Here is a 17,902-nt window from a genome sequence, read left to right as displayed (position 1 = left end):
GGGAGCTTCGTCATGTCACTTCTTCGCGTCGCCTGCTGTTCGCTCCTGATCGCCACCGCGCTTGCCTCGACGGCGCGTGCAGGCAGCATCGGACGCGAGCGGGACATCGTCGATCTGAAGCTCGGTCAGCGTGTGCTCGTGGATGATGGAACCTGCCCCGCCGGTCAGGTCAAGGAGGTGCGCGGCGCCAAGATGACGGACAAGGGTGTCTCGCGCACGAGCTCCTGCGTGCCGCGGCACGGGCCGAAATCGAGATGATCAGCTGAGAGGCTACTTCGCCGGATCGAACATGCACTGCAGGGTCGGCTTGGCGATCTTGGTGAAGGTCGCGCCGATCTCGCCCTGCTTGGAGGCCGGCACCCAATCGGTCTCGATCGTGGGCACTCCGGTCTCGCTGATGCCCCGCAAAAGCGCTTCGCGCAAATCGCGGTCCTCGACGACCGCGGCGGCATGGTCGTGCAGGCAGCCACAGACCGCCTCCGGATGCTCCCAGCGCCCCTGCATGCGGGGCGCGCACTGGCGCACGAATTCGCCGCGGGGATCGGGGAGCTTGGAGGGGGCGCGGACTTGCGCCTCAGCGGCGCCGATCGTCAGAACGGACATTAACGCTGCGGCGCAGATACGGACGATCATGATGGCCATTGGCGGCTGATTTTCTGTTGGCGATCAGAGGCGCGTAGCGAGCACGATCGGCTGAGGTGCGGTGATCGTCAGCGGGGAACCGCTATATTGGAAAGTTCCGACACCGGGCAGGCTGCCATCCGGCGCGCCTGCGAAGGAGGAGCCGGCGAGCACAAAACCGAAGGCAAGGATGAAGCTGAGCGCGCGCATGGTCTCGTCTCCGAATTCGTCGCCGGCGATACGCCGTCGTCGTTGTGAAGCTGATAACCATGGGTGGTTTCGTGCGTGATGCGCCAAAAACGGAAAATGGTTTCATCTTCGGCGAGAATTGTTTCGTGGCGATCGGGACGACGAAACATTCAGCCAAAATTCCCAATCATTTCAGCTTGCTCTCTCCAACATCCAAAGCGGCCTGACAAGTTCCCGCTCGAGCCTGGATCAGGTTCGAGCGCGGCGTCGTCATGCTCCCGCCTCACGCCCTTCACACGCATTTTACGTTTTTCTGCTGAAGAGAGCCCAAACGAAGGCTGGGCCCTGTCGAACCGGGGGCGCTTTGGCTGCGACCCAAGCCATCGAGATCGAGACGCCCGGAAGCACCGGGCGCGTTCACGTGAGGATGGCCATCATGATGGCGACAGATCGCGCACCGACGCGCGAGGCGGTCCAAGGGACGGGCCGCGGAGATCAACGACGAGTTCGTGACAGCGTCAAATCGGCTGGCGAAATGACGCAGCAATCCAGCCGCGGCTTTGAAGCCGCGCCGCAGACATTCGTGCGGCTGACCGGCTCACATCTTGCGAAGCCGCGCGCGGGCAGCGCCGTCGTCACTGAGTGAAGAACTCGCCGCACTTCTGGACGTTCGCGTCCGCCGGTCCCCAGGGCATGATCGGTACGGTCGAAGTCGAGTTCTTCGGCGAGCCCTCGATCAGCCTGTCTGAATAGACCATGTAGACCAGTACGTTGCGCTTGGCGTCGCAGCCGCGCACGATCTGCATCTTCTTGAAGAATAGCGAGCGCCGCTGACGGAACATGTCGTCGCCCTGCTCCATCTTGTTCTTGAACTTGATCGGGCCGACCTGGCGGCACGCCAGCGAGATGTCCGAGACTTCCTCGGCAAGGCCCAGCCACCCCTTGAAGCCGCCCTTCTCCGGCACCGTGAAATGACAGGCGACGCCCTCGACTTCCGGATCGTCGAGACCATAGGTCGCAAGCTTGTCGTTCGGGCTCATCCATTTGAACACGGTCGAGCGGCGGAAGATCAGATCGGGCTCGTCGGCGGCAGATGCCGATGCCATCGGCGCGACCAGAGCCAGGAGGAATAAAGCGAAACCTTTCAAGCGGATGCCCGAAAGACTGGGGAAACGAGATGACATGAAGCTCTCCGGTAACAAGTCCCCGCAATGTAGGAACGCGACAGCCCGACAGGAAGGCGACAGGCTGTCGAGCTCGGCCTCCGTTTACCGCTCCGTGAGGCTTTTTTGCTACGGCTTGGACAAATGTAGCTGATCGCAGAACCACCCTGCTGGTGAACGCGTATCCCCTCTGCGAGACTAATCTCTGATTTGGATTATGGATTCGAGGATGAACAGCGTGAACGGGTCGGGTTCTTCTGCCAAGCCGGGGCGGCTTTGGCAGGTCGCCATATTGACGGCGGCGGGCGCGATCGGCGCGACCAGCCAGGCGGACGCAGCGTTTTATTATTGGACGGATTATTCGGACGGATCCTACTACGCCCGGCAGAACCGGCTTCCCGAAATACCGCGCCAGAAGCCGCAGAAGCGTGGCGCCGCAAGCAAGAAAGAAAGCGTCGTCGAGAAGGAAGCCGGTACCAAGCCGCAAGGACCGCTCGTCATCGTCGTCTCGATCGACCGGCAGAAGATGACGGTCTACGACAGCACCGGCGTGTTCGCGGAATCCCCGGTGTCGACGGGCATGAAGGGCCACTCGACGCCGATGGGTGTGTTCAGCGTCATCCAGAAGCACAAATTCCACCATTCCAACATCTATAGCGGCGCACCGATGCCGTACATGCAGCGGATCACCTGGTCCGGCGTCGCCATGCATGCCGGTGCGCTGCCGGGCTATCCTGCTTCGCATGGCTGCATCCGCATGCCCCTGGCGTTCGCGATGAAGATGTGGAATTGGACCCGGATGGGCGCACGAGTCATCGTTGCGCCGGGCCAGATATCACCCCAAGGCTTCTCCCATCCCCTGCTCGCCTCCGTGCGCGTGCCGCCGCAGCCTACGGCAAGCATCGAGCCGCAGACCAACGTCGGCGACAAGGCCGACAAGGGCGCCGTCAAGCCCGTGGAGACGAAGACTGCCAGCGCCGACAGCGTGCTCGATCTGCGCGCGTCCGTCGGCCACGCCGTGATGTCGGATGTGACGACGGGCAATGCGCCCGCGCGCGAGGAAGCCGTACCGGCCGACAAGGCCAGGACGGCCGAGGCAACTGATACCGCCAAGCCGGCCAGCGACGACAAGGTCGAGGCGGTCAAGGCCGAGCCGGTCAAGACGGACGCGGCGGACTCCACGAAGACGCCCAGCCCACAGGCCACTGCACCGGCGCCCGCCACTTCGCCCGATGCGAAGGACGTGAGCCGCGTTACCGATCCTGCGCCTGCCGCAAAGGCGGAAGCGCCAAAGCGGAGCGGCCGGATCGCCGTTTTCATCAGCCGCAAGGATTCCAAGCTCTACGTGCGCCAGAATTTTGCGCCGCTGTTCGAGGTGCCCGTCACGATCGCCGCCGGCGACCGGCCGCTCGGCACCCATGTCTTCACCGCCGAAGTCGACAAGGCCGATGCCAATGCGCTGCGTTGGTCGGTGACGTCGCTGCCGGTTTCCGTCCGCGCGGCCGCGCGCGATGACGACGGACGCGCGTCGCGCCGCCCGCGTGGCGCCAACGTGATTCCCGTTGCCGCAAAGCCTGTGGTCACGTCGGACAGCCCGGCTGAGGCCCTCGACCGTATCTCGGTCCCCGCCGACACCATGGCGAAGATCAACGAGATGCTGACGTCGGGCGGCTCGATCATCATCTCCGACCAGGGCATCAACCAGGGCGAGACGGGCGAAGGCACAGACTTCATCGTGCGGCTGCACTAGCAGCCGTCGCTGCCCGATAACGCGGTGTTGACCAGGCGGGTCGCACCAGCGGAGTATCGTGCTCTCCGGATCATTTCGGGGGACGCCGTCATGATGAACCGCAGGACCATGCTCACCGCGGCGCTTGCTGGCGCCCTCGTACCAACGACGCGCGCCCTTGCCGCAGGCGGCATGAGCCGGATCTCGGCCTACGCCTTCTCCTTCCCCGCCTTGTCCGGCGACGACATTCGTCTTGCCGCGTTCACCGGCAAGCCGCTGCTGGTGGTGAACACCGCCTCGCTCTGTGGCTACACCCCGCAATATGCGGGACTGCAAGAGCTGTGGGGCGAGTTTCGCGAGCGTGGGCTCACCGTGATCGGCGTGCCATCAAACGATTTCGGCGGCCAGGAGCCCGGCGGCACGAGCGAGATCACGGAAACCGCACACCACCAATATGGTGTTACCTTCCCGGTCACGGCCAAAGCCGTGGTGGTCGGCGCAAAAGCGCACCCCTTCTACAAATGGGCAGCTGACGCCCGACCGAAGGAAGTTCCGCGCTGGAACTTCCACAAATACCTGATCGGGCGCGACGGCTATATTGCCGATGTCTTTCCGTCAGCCGTCGAGCCAGCCGATACGCGAATCAAGACGGCCATTGCCAAGGCGCTGGCCGATAGTTGACCGCAGGCGCTCCATCCGGTTGGGCACAATTGTGGCGGGGCGTCAAACAGCCGTTGCAATGGCGAGGGCCCACCATCTAGGCTAGGATCGTTTGGGCAGGACGGTTCTTGCTGCGAGCGAAAAACCGCGGCGGAACAACGGGATCAATCTCAAGGATAACACCATGCGCGTGGCGGCAGGACTGATTCTAGCAGGCACGATGTCGGTGGCTATGACCGGCGCAGCATGGTCGCAAACACCGGCCGCGAAGCCGGCAGCCGCGACGCAAGCCGCACCGGCGGCAACGACGCCGGTCGCGTCGGCGCCTGCCACTGCTCCGGCAGCCGCTCCCGCGACAGGCGCTTCACCAGCGGGGTTCGTCAATCCGCCCCCGCCCAAACAGGCGCCGCAGCCGGCGCGCGCGGCCTGCAACACGCCGGGCGCGCTCGGTGTCGCCCGCACGGTCGAGATCGACACCACCGGCGGTCCCGGCTTCGGCTTCGAGCACTTCAAGGAGCTCGACTTCCTGCGCGACAAGGAGGTGGTGCTGACCTTCGACGACGGCCCCTGGCCGCGCAACACGCCTGCGGTTTTGAAGGCGCTCGCTGACGAATGCACCACCGGCATCTTCTTCATCATCGGCAAGCACGCGACCTATGAGCCGGAGATCCTGAAGCAGGTCTACGCGGCCGGCCATACGGTCGGCGCCCACACCTGGTCGCACGCCAACCTCAACAACAAGAAGTTCACCGAGGCGCAGCGCAAGGACGAGATCGAGAAAGGCTTTGCGGCCGTGAAGTGGGCGCTCGGCGGCATCTCGCCCTCGCCGTTCTTCCGCTTCCCGGCCCTCCAGCATCCGCCGGAGATGGTCACCTATCTCGGTAACCGCAACATCGGGATATTCTCCTGCGACATCGACTCGTTCGACTTCAAGGCTTCCAAGCCCGAGAAGATTGTCGAGACCGTGATGAAGAAGCTCGACACCAAGGGCAAGGGCATCGTCCTGATGCACGACTTCCAGAAGCATACCGCCGAAGCCCTGCCCGAGCTGCTCAAGCGCCTGAAGGCCGGCGGCTACAAGGTGGTCGCGATGCGGGCGAAATTCCCGGCCTCGACACTGCCCGAATACGATCAGGAACTGATCAAGGACCTTAAGCTCCCGACGGTAAGCCAGCGCCCCGTCAATTCCGTGGTGACGACCGTTTCCGAATAGCAGGCCGTTGTCTTTCCACATCGAAGGCTACGTCATCGTCTCCGCGGACGGCATGCTTGCCGACGCCGATCGCGTCATGCCGGACAGCCTGAAGTTCGAAGGCGACAAGCTGTTCTTCGAGCAGGCGCTCGATCGCGCCGCGCTGATCGTGCATGGCCGCAACTCGCACGAGCAGCAGCCGAATTCGCCGAAGCGCAAGCGGCTGATCCTGACCCGCAAGATCAGGGACCTCACCGTCGATCCGGAGATGCCGAATGCGACACTGTGGAATCCGGAGCACGCGAGCTTCGAGGCCGCCTGCGCCTTTGCGGACGTCGCCTCCGGCATGATCGCCATCATCGGCGGCCCGGTCGTGTTCGAAATGTTCATGGACCGTTACGACACGTTCTGGCTCTCGGAGGCTCCGCATGTGCTGCTGCCCGGAGGCGAAGGCTGCTTCGTCGGCGTGCCGGCGCGGACGCCTCACCAAGTACTGGCTTCGCACGGATTGAAGCCGGGCGCCCCGTACGTGCTCGACGCCGCACATGACGTGACCGTAACTCCGTGGCGGCCGGGTTAGCCTCCCGGTACGGCCGGCTGGCTTTCACTCGCGCCGGTGGGATGAGGCAAGAATCGGAGGAACAACCCCATGCACAGTACCGGCATCAGGATACCTTTGCTTATCCTGTCGGTCTATCAAGCGAAATTGGCGCCGCCGCCGGCCAGCGCAAAGCCGGCTAGCATATTGGCCGAGGCCCGATAATCGGCCCCGACGGCGGTCATGGCGCTATAGCCAACGTCCGTGGCGTTGCGTCAATACGAGCTGACGACTGAGAAACACCGGATCAATAGACTGAGACAAAAGCGCAAAACTGGACGGCCTGGATCGTGGCGGAAGACGCCAATTGGGTGCGGCCTGCCCCGAGATCGGCAGCATTGGTACACAAACGAGCCGCTTTTCCTCTGCGGGATCATCACCATATACGCCGGGGCTCGGGTCTCCCGCCGAAGCCCGCTCGGCCGGATTGGCCCGGCTGGCCGGCTTCCGGCCTCAACGATGATCGAGACGCGACCACGGGCACCATGAACGACGACTGCACGACGACAGGTCCGACAGACGCCTCCGGACCGACGGGCAATGCAGCCCCGATTTCGTCCCTGCTACCGGCATTCGGCTTCACCGCAGATCGGATGGAGGCAGATGCGAACGTCGCCGCCTGGCGAGAAGCTGTCGCCACCCTGTTCGACGTCGACGAGCTCGCCGCCGACGAACCGGGCCCGTTTCGCGCCGACATCACCTCCTACGCCATGGGGCCGGTGCTGATCGGGCTCAGCCGTGCCAGCGGCCAGCGTTTCCGCCGCACCCCCGAAACGATTGCGCGCAGCGGCGTCGACCACGTCATTCTCCAGCTCTATCTGAAGGGCGGCTATGCCGGCGTCGCGGGCACCCGGCCGATCCGTGTGCGTGCCGGCGACATCTGCCTGTTCGACCTTGCCCAGACTCTGGAGACCAGGGCGACGGCTTTTGAGAATATCACGCTGGTGGTGCCGCGCCCGATGTTCGGCACCCATCTCTTGCGAGTCGACGACCTGCACGGTCTGGTCCTGCCCGGCAGCAGCGTGATCGCAAGGCTGCTGGCGGGACATCTCACCGCTCTGATCGAATTTGCTCCCCGCATGACGCTCGACGAATGTCAGTCGGTGGTCGAGGGCACGGTTTCGCTGCTGGCCGCGTGCCTGCGCAACGAGCTCGAACGTCGCGACGCTGACGCCGACCATACCGTCGCTGCGAGCCCGTCCTTGATGCGGATTCGGCAATATATCGAGGCTGGCCTTGCCAGCGAGGATCTGTCGGCCAATTCGATCGCGGCCCATTTCGGCCTGTCCCGGGCCTCACTGTACCGGCTGTTCGCGCCCGTCGGCGGCATCGCGGACTACATTCGCAGCCGTCGGCTGCACCGCGCGTTCTTCGACCTCGCAAATTCGGGCTCGCGTGGTCCGCGCATCAGCGAGGTCGCGCGGCGCTGGCAGCTCGGCACCGACGCGCATTTCACGCGCTCGTTCAAGGCTGCCTACGGCATTACGCCCCGCGCAGCGCGCGAGGCCGCATTGCTCGGCCTGCAGCACGGCACCGATGCAACGAGCAGCGCAACGATTTCCCGCTGGATGCGCGAGATCGCGCCTCCAAGGGCGCATTGATCGCTACACGTCGCCGTAGGCCGCCTCGGCCGGACGCGTGGTGCGGCCGTAGCCGATGATCATGCAGAGTGCGCCGATGATCGACAGGTTCTTGAGCGCGTCGACCAGCATCTTGGCGTTGTCCGGCGGGGTCTGGTTCCAGAAATCGTAGAACAGGACGGTCGCAACGGCGACGTAGACGATCAGCAGCATCGCGAAGAAACGCGCGGCAAAATTCAGCGCGATCATCAGCCCGGCCAGGATCTCGAGCCCGCCGATCGCGATCGCCAGCAATTGCGGCGTCGTCATCGCCGTTGCGGTCTCGATCTGCGTGGCATAGGGCGCGATGGCCTCGGGCACCACGATCTTGCTGGCGATGAAATCGGCCGTGGCCTGGATGGCAAAGAGCTTGGTCGCGCCCGTGTAGATGAACAGCACGGCGAACAGGATTCGCCCGAAAGTCACGAACGCTGGCATGATCGGCCTCTTGGCAAAGCGCTACCGCACGGAACGCTTGAGGGGATTATGAAGAGTCGGCTTGCGGTTTTCAAACGGGGAAATGGAGAACCGCGAGGAATTCAAAACGCGCCACACATTCGCTACCCCTTCTCCCCTTGTGGGCCTGTTGCGTAATTCGTCGGCTGTGATTCTCTAGGGCAAAGCCTTGGGAGAATGACGATGGCGGTGAAGCAGACGGGACAGCCGAGCTTTGTGGAGGCGCTGATGCCGAAGGGGGCTGGCGCCAATGCTGCGCTGGATCGGCTTGCGGGCTTGGTGAAGTAGTATCGGTTTGAGAAGTTGATCGGCCATTTGCGGGATGAGGGGAGTCCCGGTCGTCCCGGCTATCCAGTGCTGGTTCTGTTTCGTGCTGTGCTGCTGCAGTCGCTCTATGGTCTTTCAGAGCGCGAACTCGAGGAGGCGCTGGGCGACCGGTTGTCGTTCAAGCGCTTCGTCGGTTTGAGCCTTGAGGATGCGACGCCCGATCATACGGTTCTGAACCGATTCCGGAACCAGCTTGTTGAACAAGGCCTGCTGGAGAAGCTGTTTGCCGAACTGGATCGACAGCTTGAGAATGCTGGCGTCATCCTCAAGCGCGGCACCATGCTGGATGCCACCTTGATCCAGGCGGTGTCGGCCTCTCCAAAAGAGGATCGTCCCTCGAACGATCCTGATGCCCGGTTTGCCAAGCGGCAGGGCAAGAGCGGCTCGACGTTCGGCTACAAGGCTCATGTGGGGGTCGATGAAGGATCAGGTCTGATCCGCGCGGTGCTGACCACACCTGCCAACGTCAATGACACGACACCTGCAGACGCCTTGATCCGCGGCGACGAAGCCGTGGTCTGGGCCGACGCGGCCTATGACACTCATGCCCGACGGGCCCGGCTGAAGGCGGAAGGCAAGAAGCCCCGCATCGCCCGCCGTCCCAACAGGCATCATCCAGAGCTGCCGGCCCGGCTCAAACGCTACAACCGCCTCATCGCGCGCCGACGAGCCCAGGTCGAGACCACCTTCGCCACTCTCAATCGCCGCATGCGACTGACCTGTATCCGCTACGTCGGTCTCGTGAAGGCGAACGGGCAGGTCCTGCTTGCCTCTATCGCCTTCAACATGAGGCGGTGGGCCACGATCGCCGCCTGAGCCGCCCGCCAAGGGCCACCAACACAGCCCTTGACCAATAACAGCCCTGACCAAGGCCCGCTCTCCCGACGTCGCCGGCCCAAAAGCCGATAACGCAACAGGCCCCTTGTGGGAGAAGGTGGCTCGTCGCGAAGCGGCGAAGCTTCGCTTCGGCGTTCTTAAGAACGGCGGCCAAAGCCACCTATGCCACCTTCTCCCACAAGGGGAGAAGGAATAGCACCTCCGGCGGCACTGCAGACGCCCTTCAGGTGAACAACGTCGGCTGCCGGGCTGCCTGCTCCTGCGCTTCGACGACGGCCACGGCCGTCATGTTGAGAATGCCGCGCGCCGTCACCGATGGCGTGAGGATGTGCGCGGGGCGCGCCGGACCGACCAGGATCGGGCCCACGGGAAGCGCATCCGCCAGCGACTTGATCATCTGATAGGCGACGTTGGCGGTGTCGAGGGTCGGCATGATCAGGATGTTGGCCTCGCCCTCGAGCTTGGAGTGCGGCAGCACCATCTTTCGCGCAGCGGCTGAAAGTGCAGTGTCGCCCTGCATCTCGCCATCGGCCTCGATCTCCGGATGCTTGTCCTTCAACAGCTGGGTCGCCCGCCGCATCTTGCGCGAGGACTCGGTGTCGTAGCTGCCGAAATCCGAGTGCGAGACGAAGGCGATCTTCGGCTTGATGTTGAAGCGCTGCACGTGAACCGCCGCGAGCGAAGCGATCTCGGCAAGCTCTTCCGCGCTCGGATTGGGCCGCACCTGCGTGTCGGCGATGAAGAAGGCGCCCTTGCTGGTGATCATCAGCGCCAGCGCCGCGTAGTCGCTGATGCCGGGCGAGAAGCCGATGATCTCGCGGACATGACGCAGATGGCTCATGTAGCGGCCCTCGACGCCGCAAAGCATCGCATCGGCCTCCCCGCGCACCACCGCGAGTGCGGCAATGACCGTATTGTTGGTGCGCACCACCGTGCGCGCCGCATCCGGTGTCACGCCGCGGCGTCCGGCGACCTCGACATAGGACTGCACATAGGAGCGGTAGCGCGGATCGTCCTCGGGATTGACGAGGTCGAAATCCTTACCCGCCTTGATCGACAGCCCGAAGCGCTTGATGCGCGCCTCCACGACCGAGGGACGGCCGACCAGGATCGGCCGCGCCAGGTTCTCCTCCAGCACCACTTGCGTCGCGCGCAGCACGCGCTCGTCTTCGCCCTCGGCATAGATCACGCGGACCGGCTGGGTCTTTGCCTTGGCGAACATCGGCTTCATCACGAGGCCGGAGCGGAAGGCGAAGCGCTCGAGCAGCGCGGTGTACTCGTCGAAATTGGTGATGGGCCGCGTCGCGACACCCGACTCCATCGCGGCCTTGGCGACGGCCGGCGCAATGCGCAGAATCAGGCGCGGGTCGAACGGGCTCGGGATCAGCGAGCCCGGGCCGAACCCTTGCGTCTCGCCGGTGTCGAAGCCTTGCGCGACCGCATCCGACGGCGCCTCGCGCGCGAGCTGCGCGATGGCCTCGACGGCGGCGTGCTTCATCTCCTCGTTGATCGCGGTGGCGCCGACGTCGAGCGCGCCGCGGAAGATGAAGGGGAAGCACAGGACGTTGTTGACCTGGTTCGGATAGTCGGAGCGTCCGGTGCAGATCATGGCGTCGGGGCGCGCTTTTCGCGCCTCCTCCGGCATGATCTCCGGCGTCGGGTTGGCGAGCGCCAGGATCAGGGGCTTTTCGCCCATCGCCTTGGCCATCTCGGGCTTGAGCACGCCGGGTGCCGAGAGCCCGATGAAGATGTCGGCGCCGCCGATCACGTCGGCGAGCGTGCGCTTGTCGGTCTTCTGCGCATAGACCGCCTTCCAGCGGTCCATCGAGGTGTTGCGTCCCTCATGCACGAGACCGTCGATGTCGCAGACCCAGATGTTCTTGCGCTGCGCGCCCATCGAGACGAGCAAGTTCAGCGTGGCGAGCGCGGCGGCCCCTGCCCCCGATGCCACGATCTTGACGTCCGACAGCTTCTTGCCGTTCAGCCTGAGGCCGTTGCTGATCGCCGCGGCGACGATGATGGCGGTGCCGTGCTGGTCGTCATGGAAGACCGGGATCTTCATGCGCTCCTTCAGGCGCGTTTCGATCTCGAAGCATTCCGGACCGCGGATGTCTTCCAGATTGATGCCGCCGAAGGTCGGCTCGAGCGCCGCAACCGTCTCGACCACGCGGTCGATGGTGTCGGCCGCGATCTCGATGTCGAACACGTCGATACCGGCGAATTTCTTGAACAGGACCGCCTTGCCTTCCATCACCGGCTTGGAGGCCAGCGGGCCGATATTGCCGAGGCCGAGCACGGCGGTGCCGTTGGAGACGACTGCGACCAGATTGGCACGGGTGGTGAGCGTGGCCGCCTCGGCCGGGTTCTTGGCGATCTCGGTGCAGGCCGCGGCGACGCCAGGAGAATAGGCGAGCGCGAGGTCGCGCTGGTTGGCAAGCGGCTTGCTTGCCTGGATCTCGAGCTTTCCGGGGCGCGGCAGACGATGATAGGCCAGCGCCGCCTGGTGGAGATCATCAGAATAGGACGACATGCGGAGTCTTGCCTCACGTTACCGGCATCAAAATGCATGATCCGGAGCTGCCGCCCGAGCGAAACGGTATTTCCGGGTCATGGAAACGGGATGAAGCACGCCGGGTGCCCCGGTGGCAACATCCGATTGCTTCCCCATCAACAGGGCGCGCAGTCAACTGTCTGAAAAGCATAGCTTTCCCTGGACCGCGCGACGTTTGCCGAATATGGCAGGTTGCGCGGTGCAGAGCGAGCAACTGGAGCTGGGAATGAAGCGAATCCTGATCGGCGTGATCGTGGCAGCCGTGCTCGGCGCGAGCGGATGGTTCGGCTTCAATCTCTACGTCCAGCACCGGGCCACCAGCGAGGTCGAGGCGGCGTTCGAGCAGATGCGCTCGGGCGGCGGCAAGGCCAGCCATGGCAAGATCACGTTCGAACTGGGGACGCGTACCCTCGCGATCGAGGACATCGCGATCGCTCCCGGCGAGCAGCCGCAGGCGCAGATCAGGATCGCCGGCATCAAGGGCACCGGCGTTCGCCTGATCGACGACAGCAGGTTTTCGGCCGACCGCATCGACATCACCGGCATCGACGTCGCGCTTGACCAAGTCGGTCAGGCCAAGGTGATGGCGTCGTACAAGATCCCGCAGCTGACGATGAGCGACTATGCCGGCCCCCTTCACGCCCGGACCGCGCCGGCGAACGGCTCCCTGATCGAACTCTACCGCTACGTGCTCGGTCAATACGCGAGCGTCACGGCGTCCTCGCTCACGGCGCCGACACTGACGATGAGCTTCGATTCCGGGAGCGGTCCCGGCGGCAGCAGCGAGATCACCTATTCCGGATTGGCGATCCAGAACCTAAAGCGCGGCAAGATCGATGCGATCAAGGCGGACCTCGCCGCCATCTCGATCGAAGTAAAGCAGCCAGGCAAGCCGGACAAGCTGACCGGCGAGGTGTCGAACGTCATCGTAAATGATTTCGATGTGACCGCGGTCATCGCCGCGCTCGATCCAAAGACCAGTAGTGACGAGACCTATCATCGCGTCTACCGGCAAATCTTGGCCGGTCCTTATGCGCTCAAAACGGCTCAGGGGATGCGTATCGATATCGATGGCTTCTTGATCGAGGACATCGACATACAACCGTCGAAATTCCGGCTGGCCGATCGATTTGACGCGCTGTCGCAGGATCAATCGTCCGTTCCGACGCCGGCACAATCGCGCGAAATGCTGGAGAAGATCGCCGGAATCTATGAGGGTGTTCGCATCGGCAAAGCCGAGCTCAGCAAGATCTCGATAGGCACGCCGGAGGGGACCGGCAAGGTCAACGCGATCAGATACCGCGAGGGCGAATTCGCGATCGAGGGCGTCGATACGCCGGTACCGCAGGGGCGGTTCAAGATGGAGCGCTTCGCGCTGAAGTCGTTCAGCGCGGCAAACCTGATGCGCTTGGGGGCCGGTCTCAGCAATCCCGGACAGACGCCCTCACCGGAGCAGATGCTGGGTCTGTTCCGCGTGTTCGAAGGCGCCGAGGTCAAGGGCGTGATTGCACCCCATAAGAACGCTCGGCAGCCCATCACCGTCGACACGATCAGCCTGAACTGGGGCCAGTTGGTGGGATCGATCCCGAGCAAGGCCAGTCTGGTCGTGAAGATGGTCACGCCGACCGATCCCGCCAATCCGGCGCTGCAGCCGCTGATCGTGGCGGGCGTCGACAAGCTCGCGATCGACCTCGATCTCGGCGCGGCCTGGACGGAATCGTCAGGCGCATTTGCTCTGGCGCCGGCCACGCTCGATCTCGGCAACCTCGCCAAAGCGCAGGTAAGCGTGGCTCTCGCCAATGTGCCGCGCGGCCTGTTCACGACTGATCCGGCGCAGGCCATGATCCAGGCGGCGCAGGTCGAGACCGGCGCGATCGAGCTTTCCTTGCGCGACAGCGGCGTCGTCGATCTCGTCGTCGCGCAGTTCTCGCGCATGCAGAACCTCAGCCGCGATGCCGCGCGCGGAGCCATCGTCGCGATGATCAGGGCCCAGGGCGAGAAGGTTGCAGCCTCCAATCTCGATGTCAGGGCGGCGGCGGATGCCCTTGCCGGCTTCGTCGAGACCTCGGGGCAGACGCTCACCATCAAGCTGACCCCGCACGGCAAGCTGCCGGTGCTTCAACTCATGGACGTCCTCGACAACGAGCCGATCATCGCGCTGGCACAGTTCAGGATCGAGGCATCTACGGGGCTGTAGGGCCTATTGCTGCGAAGGTGGTGGCAGCTGGCCTGGCGAAAATCTCTCTTCGTCTTTGCGAGGAGCCCTTGCGACGAAGCAATCCAGAATCCCTCCGCCGAGAGATTCTGGATTGCTTCGCTTCGCTCGCAATGACGGTTTAGAGAGAGCGGGGCCACTATCAGCAGATCGACTCGCGGAGAGTCCCCCTCGCCCGCCTCGCATCTTCGATGCGATGCGGCCTCTCCCCGCACGGGGGAGAGGCGAAGAGGCACTCACTTCTGCGGCAGGTTCACCCGCACATGCAGCTCGCGGAGCTGTTTTGTCGTGGCTTCCGACGGCGCGCCCATCAGCAGGTCCATGGCCTGCTGGTTCATCGGGAACAGCGAGATCTCGCGCAGATTCGTGGTGCCGCAGAGCAGCATCACGATGCGGTCGACGCCCGCGGCCATGCCGCCATGCGGCGGCGCGCCGTACTGGAAGGCGCGGTACATGCCGCCGAAGCGGTCGACCACTTCCTGCTCGCCGTAACCTGCGATCTCGAACGCCTTCACCATGGCTTCCGGCACGTGATTGCGGATGCCGCCCGAGGCGATCTCGTAGCCGTTGCAGGTGATGTCGTACTGGAACGCCTTGATGGTCAGCGGGTCCTGGCCCTTCAGCGCCTCCAGGCCGCCCTGCGGCATCGAGAACGGGTTGTGCGAGAAGTCGACCTTCTTGTCGTCCTCGTTGTACTCGTACATCGGGAAGTCGACGATCCAGGCGAGCTCGAACCGCTCCTTGTCGGTGAGGTTCAATTCCTCGCCGACCTTGTTGCGGGCAAGGCCCGAAAACTTCCAGAACTTGTCGGGATCGCCGGCGACGAAGAAGGCGGCATCGCCCGCTTTCATACCAAGCTGATCGCGGAGCGCGGCAGCGATCTGAGGACCAACATTGTTGGCAATTGGCCCGCGGCCAACGGGATAGCCCTGCTCGACGGGAAGTTTCTTGGTGGTGCCATCGGCCCCAACTTCGGTCAGCGTGTCGGGCAAGCTCCACATGATGTAGCCGAGGCCGGGCTGGCCTTCGCCCTGCGCCCATGAGTTCATGCGGTCGCAGAACGCGCGGCTGCCGCCGCCCGGTGCCGGGATCGCCCACACCTGGTTCTTGGGATCCTCGAGCATGCGCGCGAAGACCTTGAAGCCGGAGCCGCGGAAGTGCTCGGAGACGTCCTGCATCTCGATGGGGTTGCGCAGGTCCGGCTTGTCGCTGCCGTATTTGCGCAAGGCTTCCGCGAATGGAATCCGGCGCCAATTCTTCGACACCGGCTTGCCTTTGGCAAACTCCTCGAAGACACCCGTGATCACCGGCTCCATCGCCGCGAACACGTCTTCCTGCGTCACAAAACTCATCTCGACGTCGAGCTGGTAGAACTCGCCCGGCAGTCGGTCGGCGCGCGGATCCTCGTCGCGGAAGCAGGGCGCGATCTGGAAGTAGCGGTCGAAGCCCGACATCATCAGCAGCTGCTTGTACTGCTGCGGCGCCTGCGGCAGCGCGTAGAACTTGCCGGGATGAATGCGCGAGGGCACCAGGAAGTCGCGTGCGCCTTCCGGCGAGGACGCGGTCAGGATCGGCGTGTTGAACTCGAAGAAGCCCTGCGCCTCCATGCGCCGGCGCATCGACTTGATGATCTCGACGCGCGTCATGATGTTCTGGTGCAGTTTTTCGCGACGCAGGTCCAGGAAGCGATATTTGAGCCTGATGTCTTCGGGGTATTCCTGGTCGCCGAACACCGGCAACGGCAGGTCGCCGGCCGGGCCGAGCACCTCGATCTCGCTGACATAGACCTCGACCTTGCCGGTCGGCAGATCGTCGTTGTCGGTGCCCTCGGGGCGGCGGCGGGCCTTGCCGTCCATCCGCACCACGAACTCCGAGCGCAGCTTCTCGGCCAGCGAGAACGCCGGCGAGTCCGGATCGACCACGCACTGGGTCAGGCCGTAATGGTCGCGCAGGTCGATGAACAGCACGCCGCCATGGTCGCGGACGCGATGGACCCAGCCTGACAGGCGGACCGTCTCGCCGATGTTGCTCTCGCGGAGCGCGCCGCATGTATGTGACCGGTAGCGATGCATGGTCGTCCCAAAATCAATGTCGGAGAGGTCGAATCGGGTAGGGCCTAATGCCCTAGCCGAAGTTGCGCAGGGTTTACCCGACGAGGCCGAGGGCGGCAACCAAGGGAACGGCCTGTTTTGGGCCCGGAACGCCCATTTTTGGGCGATCCGGCCTCAAGCCTTTGCCATCAGGCGTTCCCCGCCTATCTTTACCTCCATGACCATCCATTTCCCCTTCCAGAACTCCTATTCGGCGCTGCCGGACAGCTTCTTTGCCCGCGTCGCGCCGACCCCGGTCGCGGCCCCCCGGCTGATCAAGCTGAACCGGCCGCTGGCGCTCCAGCTCGGGCTCGACCCGGACCTGCTGGAGACCCCGGAAGGGGCCGAAATCCTGGCCGGCAAGACGGTTCCCGCCGGCGCCGATCCCATCGCCATGGCGTATGCCGGCCACCAGTTCGGGCATTTCGTGCCCCAGCTCGGCGATGGCCGCGCCATCCTGCTCGGCGAGGTCATCGACAAGGACGGCGTCCGCCGCGACATCCAGCTCAAGGGCTCTGGCCCCACCCCGTTCTCCCGCCGCGGCGACGGCCGCGCCGCGCTGGGCCCAGTGCTGCGCGAATACATCGTCAGCGAGGCGATGTTCGCGCTCGGCATTCCGACGACGCGCTCGCTCGCCGCGGTCGTCACCGGCGAGCACGTCATCCGCGAGACCGCGCTGCCCGGCGCGGTGCTGACCCGCGTCGCCTCCAGCCATATCCGCGTTGGCACCTTCCAGTTCTTCGCCGTCCGCCGCGACACCGAGGCGGTGCGTCGCCTCGCCGACCATGTCATCACCCGCCACTATCCGGACCTACTCCAGGCCGAGCGCCCCTATCACGACCTGCTCGCGAGCGTCGTCGCGCGCCAGGCCGAGCTCGTCGCGCGCTGGCTGCTGGTCGGCTTCATCCACGGCGTGATGAACACCGACAACACCTCGATATCAGGCGAGACCATCGACTACGGCCCCTGCGCCTTCATGGACGCCTACAACCCCGCGCAGGTGTTCTCCTCGATCGACGAGATGGGCCGCTACGCCTATGCCAACCAGCCGCGCATCGCGCTGTGGAATCTGACGCGGCTCGCCGAATGCCTGCTGCCGCTGTTCTCCGACGAGCAGGAGAAGGCGGTCGCCGAAGCCCAGGACATTCTCGGCGCCTTCTCCGACCAGTTCAGCGCCGCCTATCAGGCCGGCCTGCGCAGGAAGGTCGGCCTGTTCACGGAGCGCGACGGCGACGAGGCGCTGATCCAGGACCTGCTGGATGCGATGGCCAAGAACCAGGCCGACTTCACCCTCACCTTCCGCAAGCTCGGCGACGCCGCGGGCGATGAGACTGCCGATGTTCGCGCGCAATTCATGGAGCCCGGCGCGTTCGACGAGTGGGCCGGACGCTGGCACGCGCGTCTCGCACTGGAGCCGCAGAGCGCCGTCGAGCGGCAAGCCGCCATGCACGCCGTCAATCCGCTCTTCATCCCCCGCAACCACCGCGTCGAGGCCGTGATCCAGGCCGCGGTGAACGATGACAATTACGCGCCGTTCGAGGAATTGGTGCAGGTGCTGGCCAAACCGTTCGATGAGCAGCCGGACGACCCCGCCTACGCCGATCCGCCGCTGCCGGACCAGCGGGTGCTGCAGACGTTCTGCGGGACGTGAAAGA

The 17,902-nt window shown here is 64.4% G+C and carries 16 protein-coding genes and 1 pseudogene; 11 read left to right on the top strand and 6 right to left on the bottom strand.

Going from position 1 to position 17,902, the window contains the following annotated elements; all coding sequences use genetic code 11:
- The first annotated feature begins 12 nt into the window (after positions 1–12).
- The gene (locus AX729_RS07760; protein WP_061021696.1) at positions 13–258 is read left to right on the top strand and encodes a DUF6719 family protein; all 246 of its coding nucleotides are present in this window, start codon (positions 13–15) and stop codon (positions 256–258) included.
- Positions 259–270: 12 nt separating this feature from the next.
- Here AX729_RS07760 and AX729_RS07755 read toward each other — a convergent pair whose 3' ends face one another.
- Together AX729_RS07755 and AX729_RS40400 are read right to left on the bottom strand one after the other, a co-directional pair.
- Complete coding sequence (locus AX729_RS07755) at positions 271–633, bottom strand: hypothetical protein (RefSeq protein WP_061021867.1); 363 nt, start codon at positions 631–633, stop codon at positions 271–273.
- A gap of 33 nt (positions 634–666) precedes the next feature.
- A complete protein-coding gene (locus AX729_RS40400) occupies positions 667–831 on the bottom strand; it encodes a hypothetical protein (protein ID WP_197433553.1) in 165 nt (54 codons plus the stop codon).
- A gap of 59 nt (positions 832–890) precedes the next feature.
- Between AX729_RS40400 and AX729_RS39460 the strand changes: the two genes are divergently transcribed.
- Both AX729_RS39460 and AX729_RS07750 read left to right on the top strand, forming a co-directional pair.
- Entirely contained in the window at positions 891–1,037 is a 147-nt protein-coding gene (locus AX729_RS39460; protein ID WP_156456787.1) for a hypothetical protein, read from the top strand.
- Between the two features lie 200 nt (positions 1,038–1,237).
- Positions 1,238–1,456: a hypothetical protein gene (locus AX729_RS07750; protein ID WP_082770372.1), complete on the top strand. Its 219-nt coding sequence runs from the start codon at positions 1,238–1,240 to the stop codon at positions 1,454–1,456.
- Here AX729_RS07750 and AX729_RS07745 read toward each other — a convergent pair.
- Positions 1,446–1,994 (bottom strand): CreA family protein, encoded by a 549-nt coding sequence (locus AX729_RS07745; RefSeq protein WP_061021694.1) that lies wholly within the window; start codon positions 1,992–1,994, stop codon positions 1,446–1,448. The genes AX729_RS07750 and AX729_RS07745 overlap by 11 nt on opposite strands.
- Positions 1,995–2,202: 208 nt before the next feature.
- Between AX729_RS07745 and AX729_RS07740 the strand changes: the two genes are divergently transcribed.
- From AX729_RS07740 to AX729_RS07720, 5 genes are all read left to right on the top strand, one after another.
- Positions 2,203–3,723, top strand: coding sequence for a L,D-transpeptidase (locus AX729_RS07740; protein WP_061021692.1), 1,521 nt, complete (start codon positions 2,203–2,205; stop codon positions 3,721–3,723).
- Positions 3,724–3,813: 90 nt separating this feature from the next.
- The gene (locus tag AX729_RS07735) at positions 3,814–4,383 is read left to right on the top strand and encodes a glutathione peroxidase (RefSeq protein ID WP_061021689.1); all 570 of its coding nucleotides are present in this window, start codon (positions 3,814–3,816) and stop codon (positions 4,381–4,383) included.
- A 163-nt stretch (positions 4,384–4,546) separates the two neighbouring features.
- Positions 4,547–5,575, top strand: a complete 1,029-nt coding sequence (locus AX729_RS07730) for a polysaccharide deacetylase family protein (RefSeq protein WP_061021862.1) — start codon at positions 4,547–4,549, stop codon at positions 5,573–5,575.
- Positions 5,576–5,582: 7 nt separating this feature from the next.
- On the top strand, positions 5,583–6,134 hold the full coding sequence (locus AX729_RS07725) for a dihydrofolate reductase family protein (RefSeq protein WP_061021687.1): 552 nt from the start codon (positions 5,583–5,585) through the stop codon (positions 6,132–6,134).
- A 503-nt stretch (positions 6,135–6,637) separates the two neighbouring features.
- Entirely contained in the window at positions 6,638–7,753 is a 1,116-nt protein-coding gene (locus tag AX729_RS07720) for a helix-turn-helix domain-containing protein (protein ID WP_061021685.1), read from the top strand.
- Between the two features lie 3 nt (positions 7,754–7,756).
- Here the strand turns inward: AX729_RS07720 and AX729_RS07715 are convergent, their stop codons facing one another.
- Positions 7,757–8,209 carry a DoxX family membrane protein gene (locus AX729_RS07715; RefSeq protein WP_061021683.1) on the bottom strand — a complete coding sequence of 151 codons (453 nt, stop codon included), beginning with the start codon at positions 8,207–8,209 and terminating at the stop codon, positions 7,757–7,759.
- A gap of 201 nt (positions 8,210–8,410) precedes the next feature.
- Between AX729_RS07715 and AX729_RS07710 the strand changes: the two are divergent.
- Positions 8,411–9,370, top strand: a pseudogene (locus AX729_RS07710) (IS5 family transposase).
- A 244-nt stretch (positions 9,371–9,614) separates the two neighbouring features.
- Here the strand turns inward: AX729_RS07710 and AX729_RS07705 are convergent.
- The gene (locus tag AX729_RS07705; RefSeq protein WP_061021681.1) at positions 9,615–11,921 is read right to left on the bottom strand and encodes an NADP-dependent malic enzyme; all 2,307 of its coding nucleotides are present in this window, start codon (positions 11,919–11,921) and stop codon (positions 9,615–9,617) included.
- Between the two features lie 247 nt (positions 11,922–12,168).
- On the opposite strand from AX729_RS07705, the gene AX729_RS07700 reads away from it, so the two are divergent.
- A complete protein-coding gene (locus tag AX729_RS07700; protein WP_061021861.1) occupies positions 12,169–14,139 on the top strand; it encodes an aq_1923 C-terminal domain in 1,971 nt (656 codons plus the stop codon).
- Between the two features lie 254 nt (positions 14,140–14,393).
- Here AX729_RS07700 and aspS read toward each other — a convergent pair whose 3' ends face one another.
- Positions 14,394–16,229, bottom strand: coding sequence for an aspartate--tRNA ligase (aspS, locus tag AX729_RS07695; protein ID WP_061021678.1), 1,836 nt, complete (start codon positions 16,227–16,229; stop codon positions 14,394–14,396).
- Between the two features lie 196 nt (positions 16,230–16,425).
- On the opposite strand from aspS, the gene AX729_RS07690 reads away from it, so the two are divergent.
- Complete coding sequence (locus tag AX729_RS07690; protein WP_061021677.1) at positions 16,426–17,898, top strand: protein adenylyltransferase SelO; 1,473 nt, start codon at positions 16,426–16,428, stop codon at positions 17,896–17,898.
- The last annotated feature ends 4 nt before the right edge of the window (positions 17,899–17,902 follow it).

Source organism: Bradyrhizobium sp. CCH5-F6 (genome assembly GCF_001556045.1).
Lineage (GTDB): Bacteria > Pseudomonadota > Alphaproteobacteria > Rhizobiales > Xanthobacteraceae > Bradyrhizobium.
The sequence above is the reverse complement of the archived record's forward strand: the minus strand, read 5'-3'. Positions and strand labels throughout refer to the sequence as shown.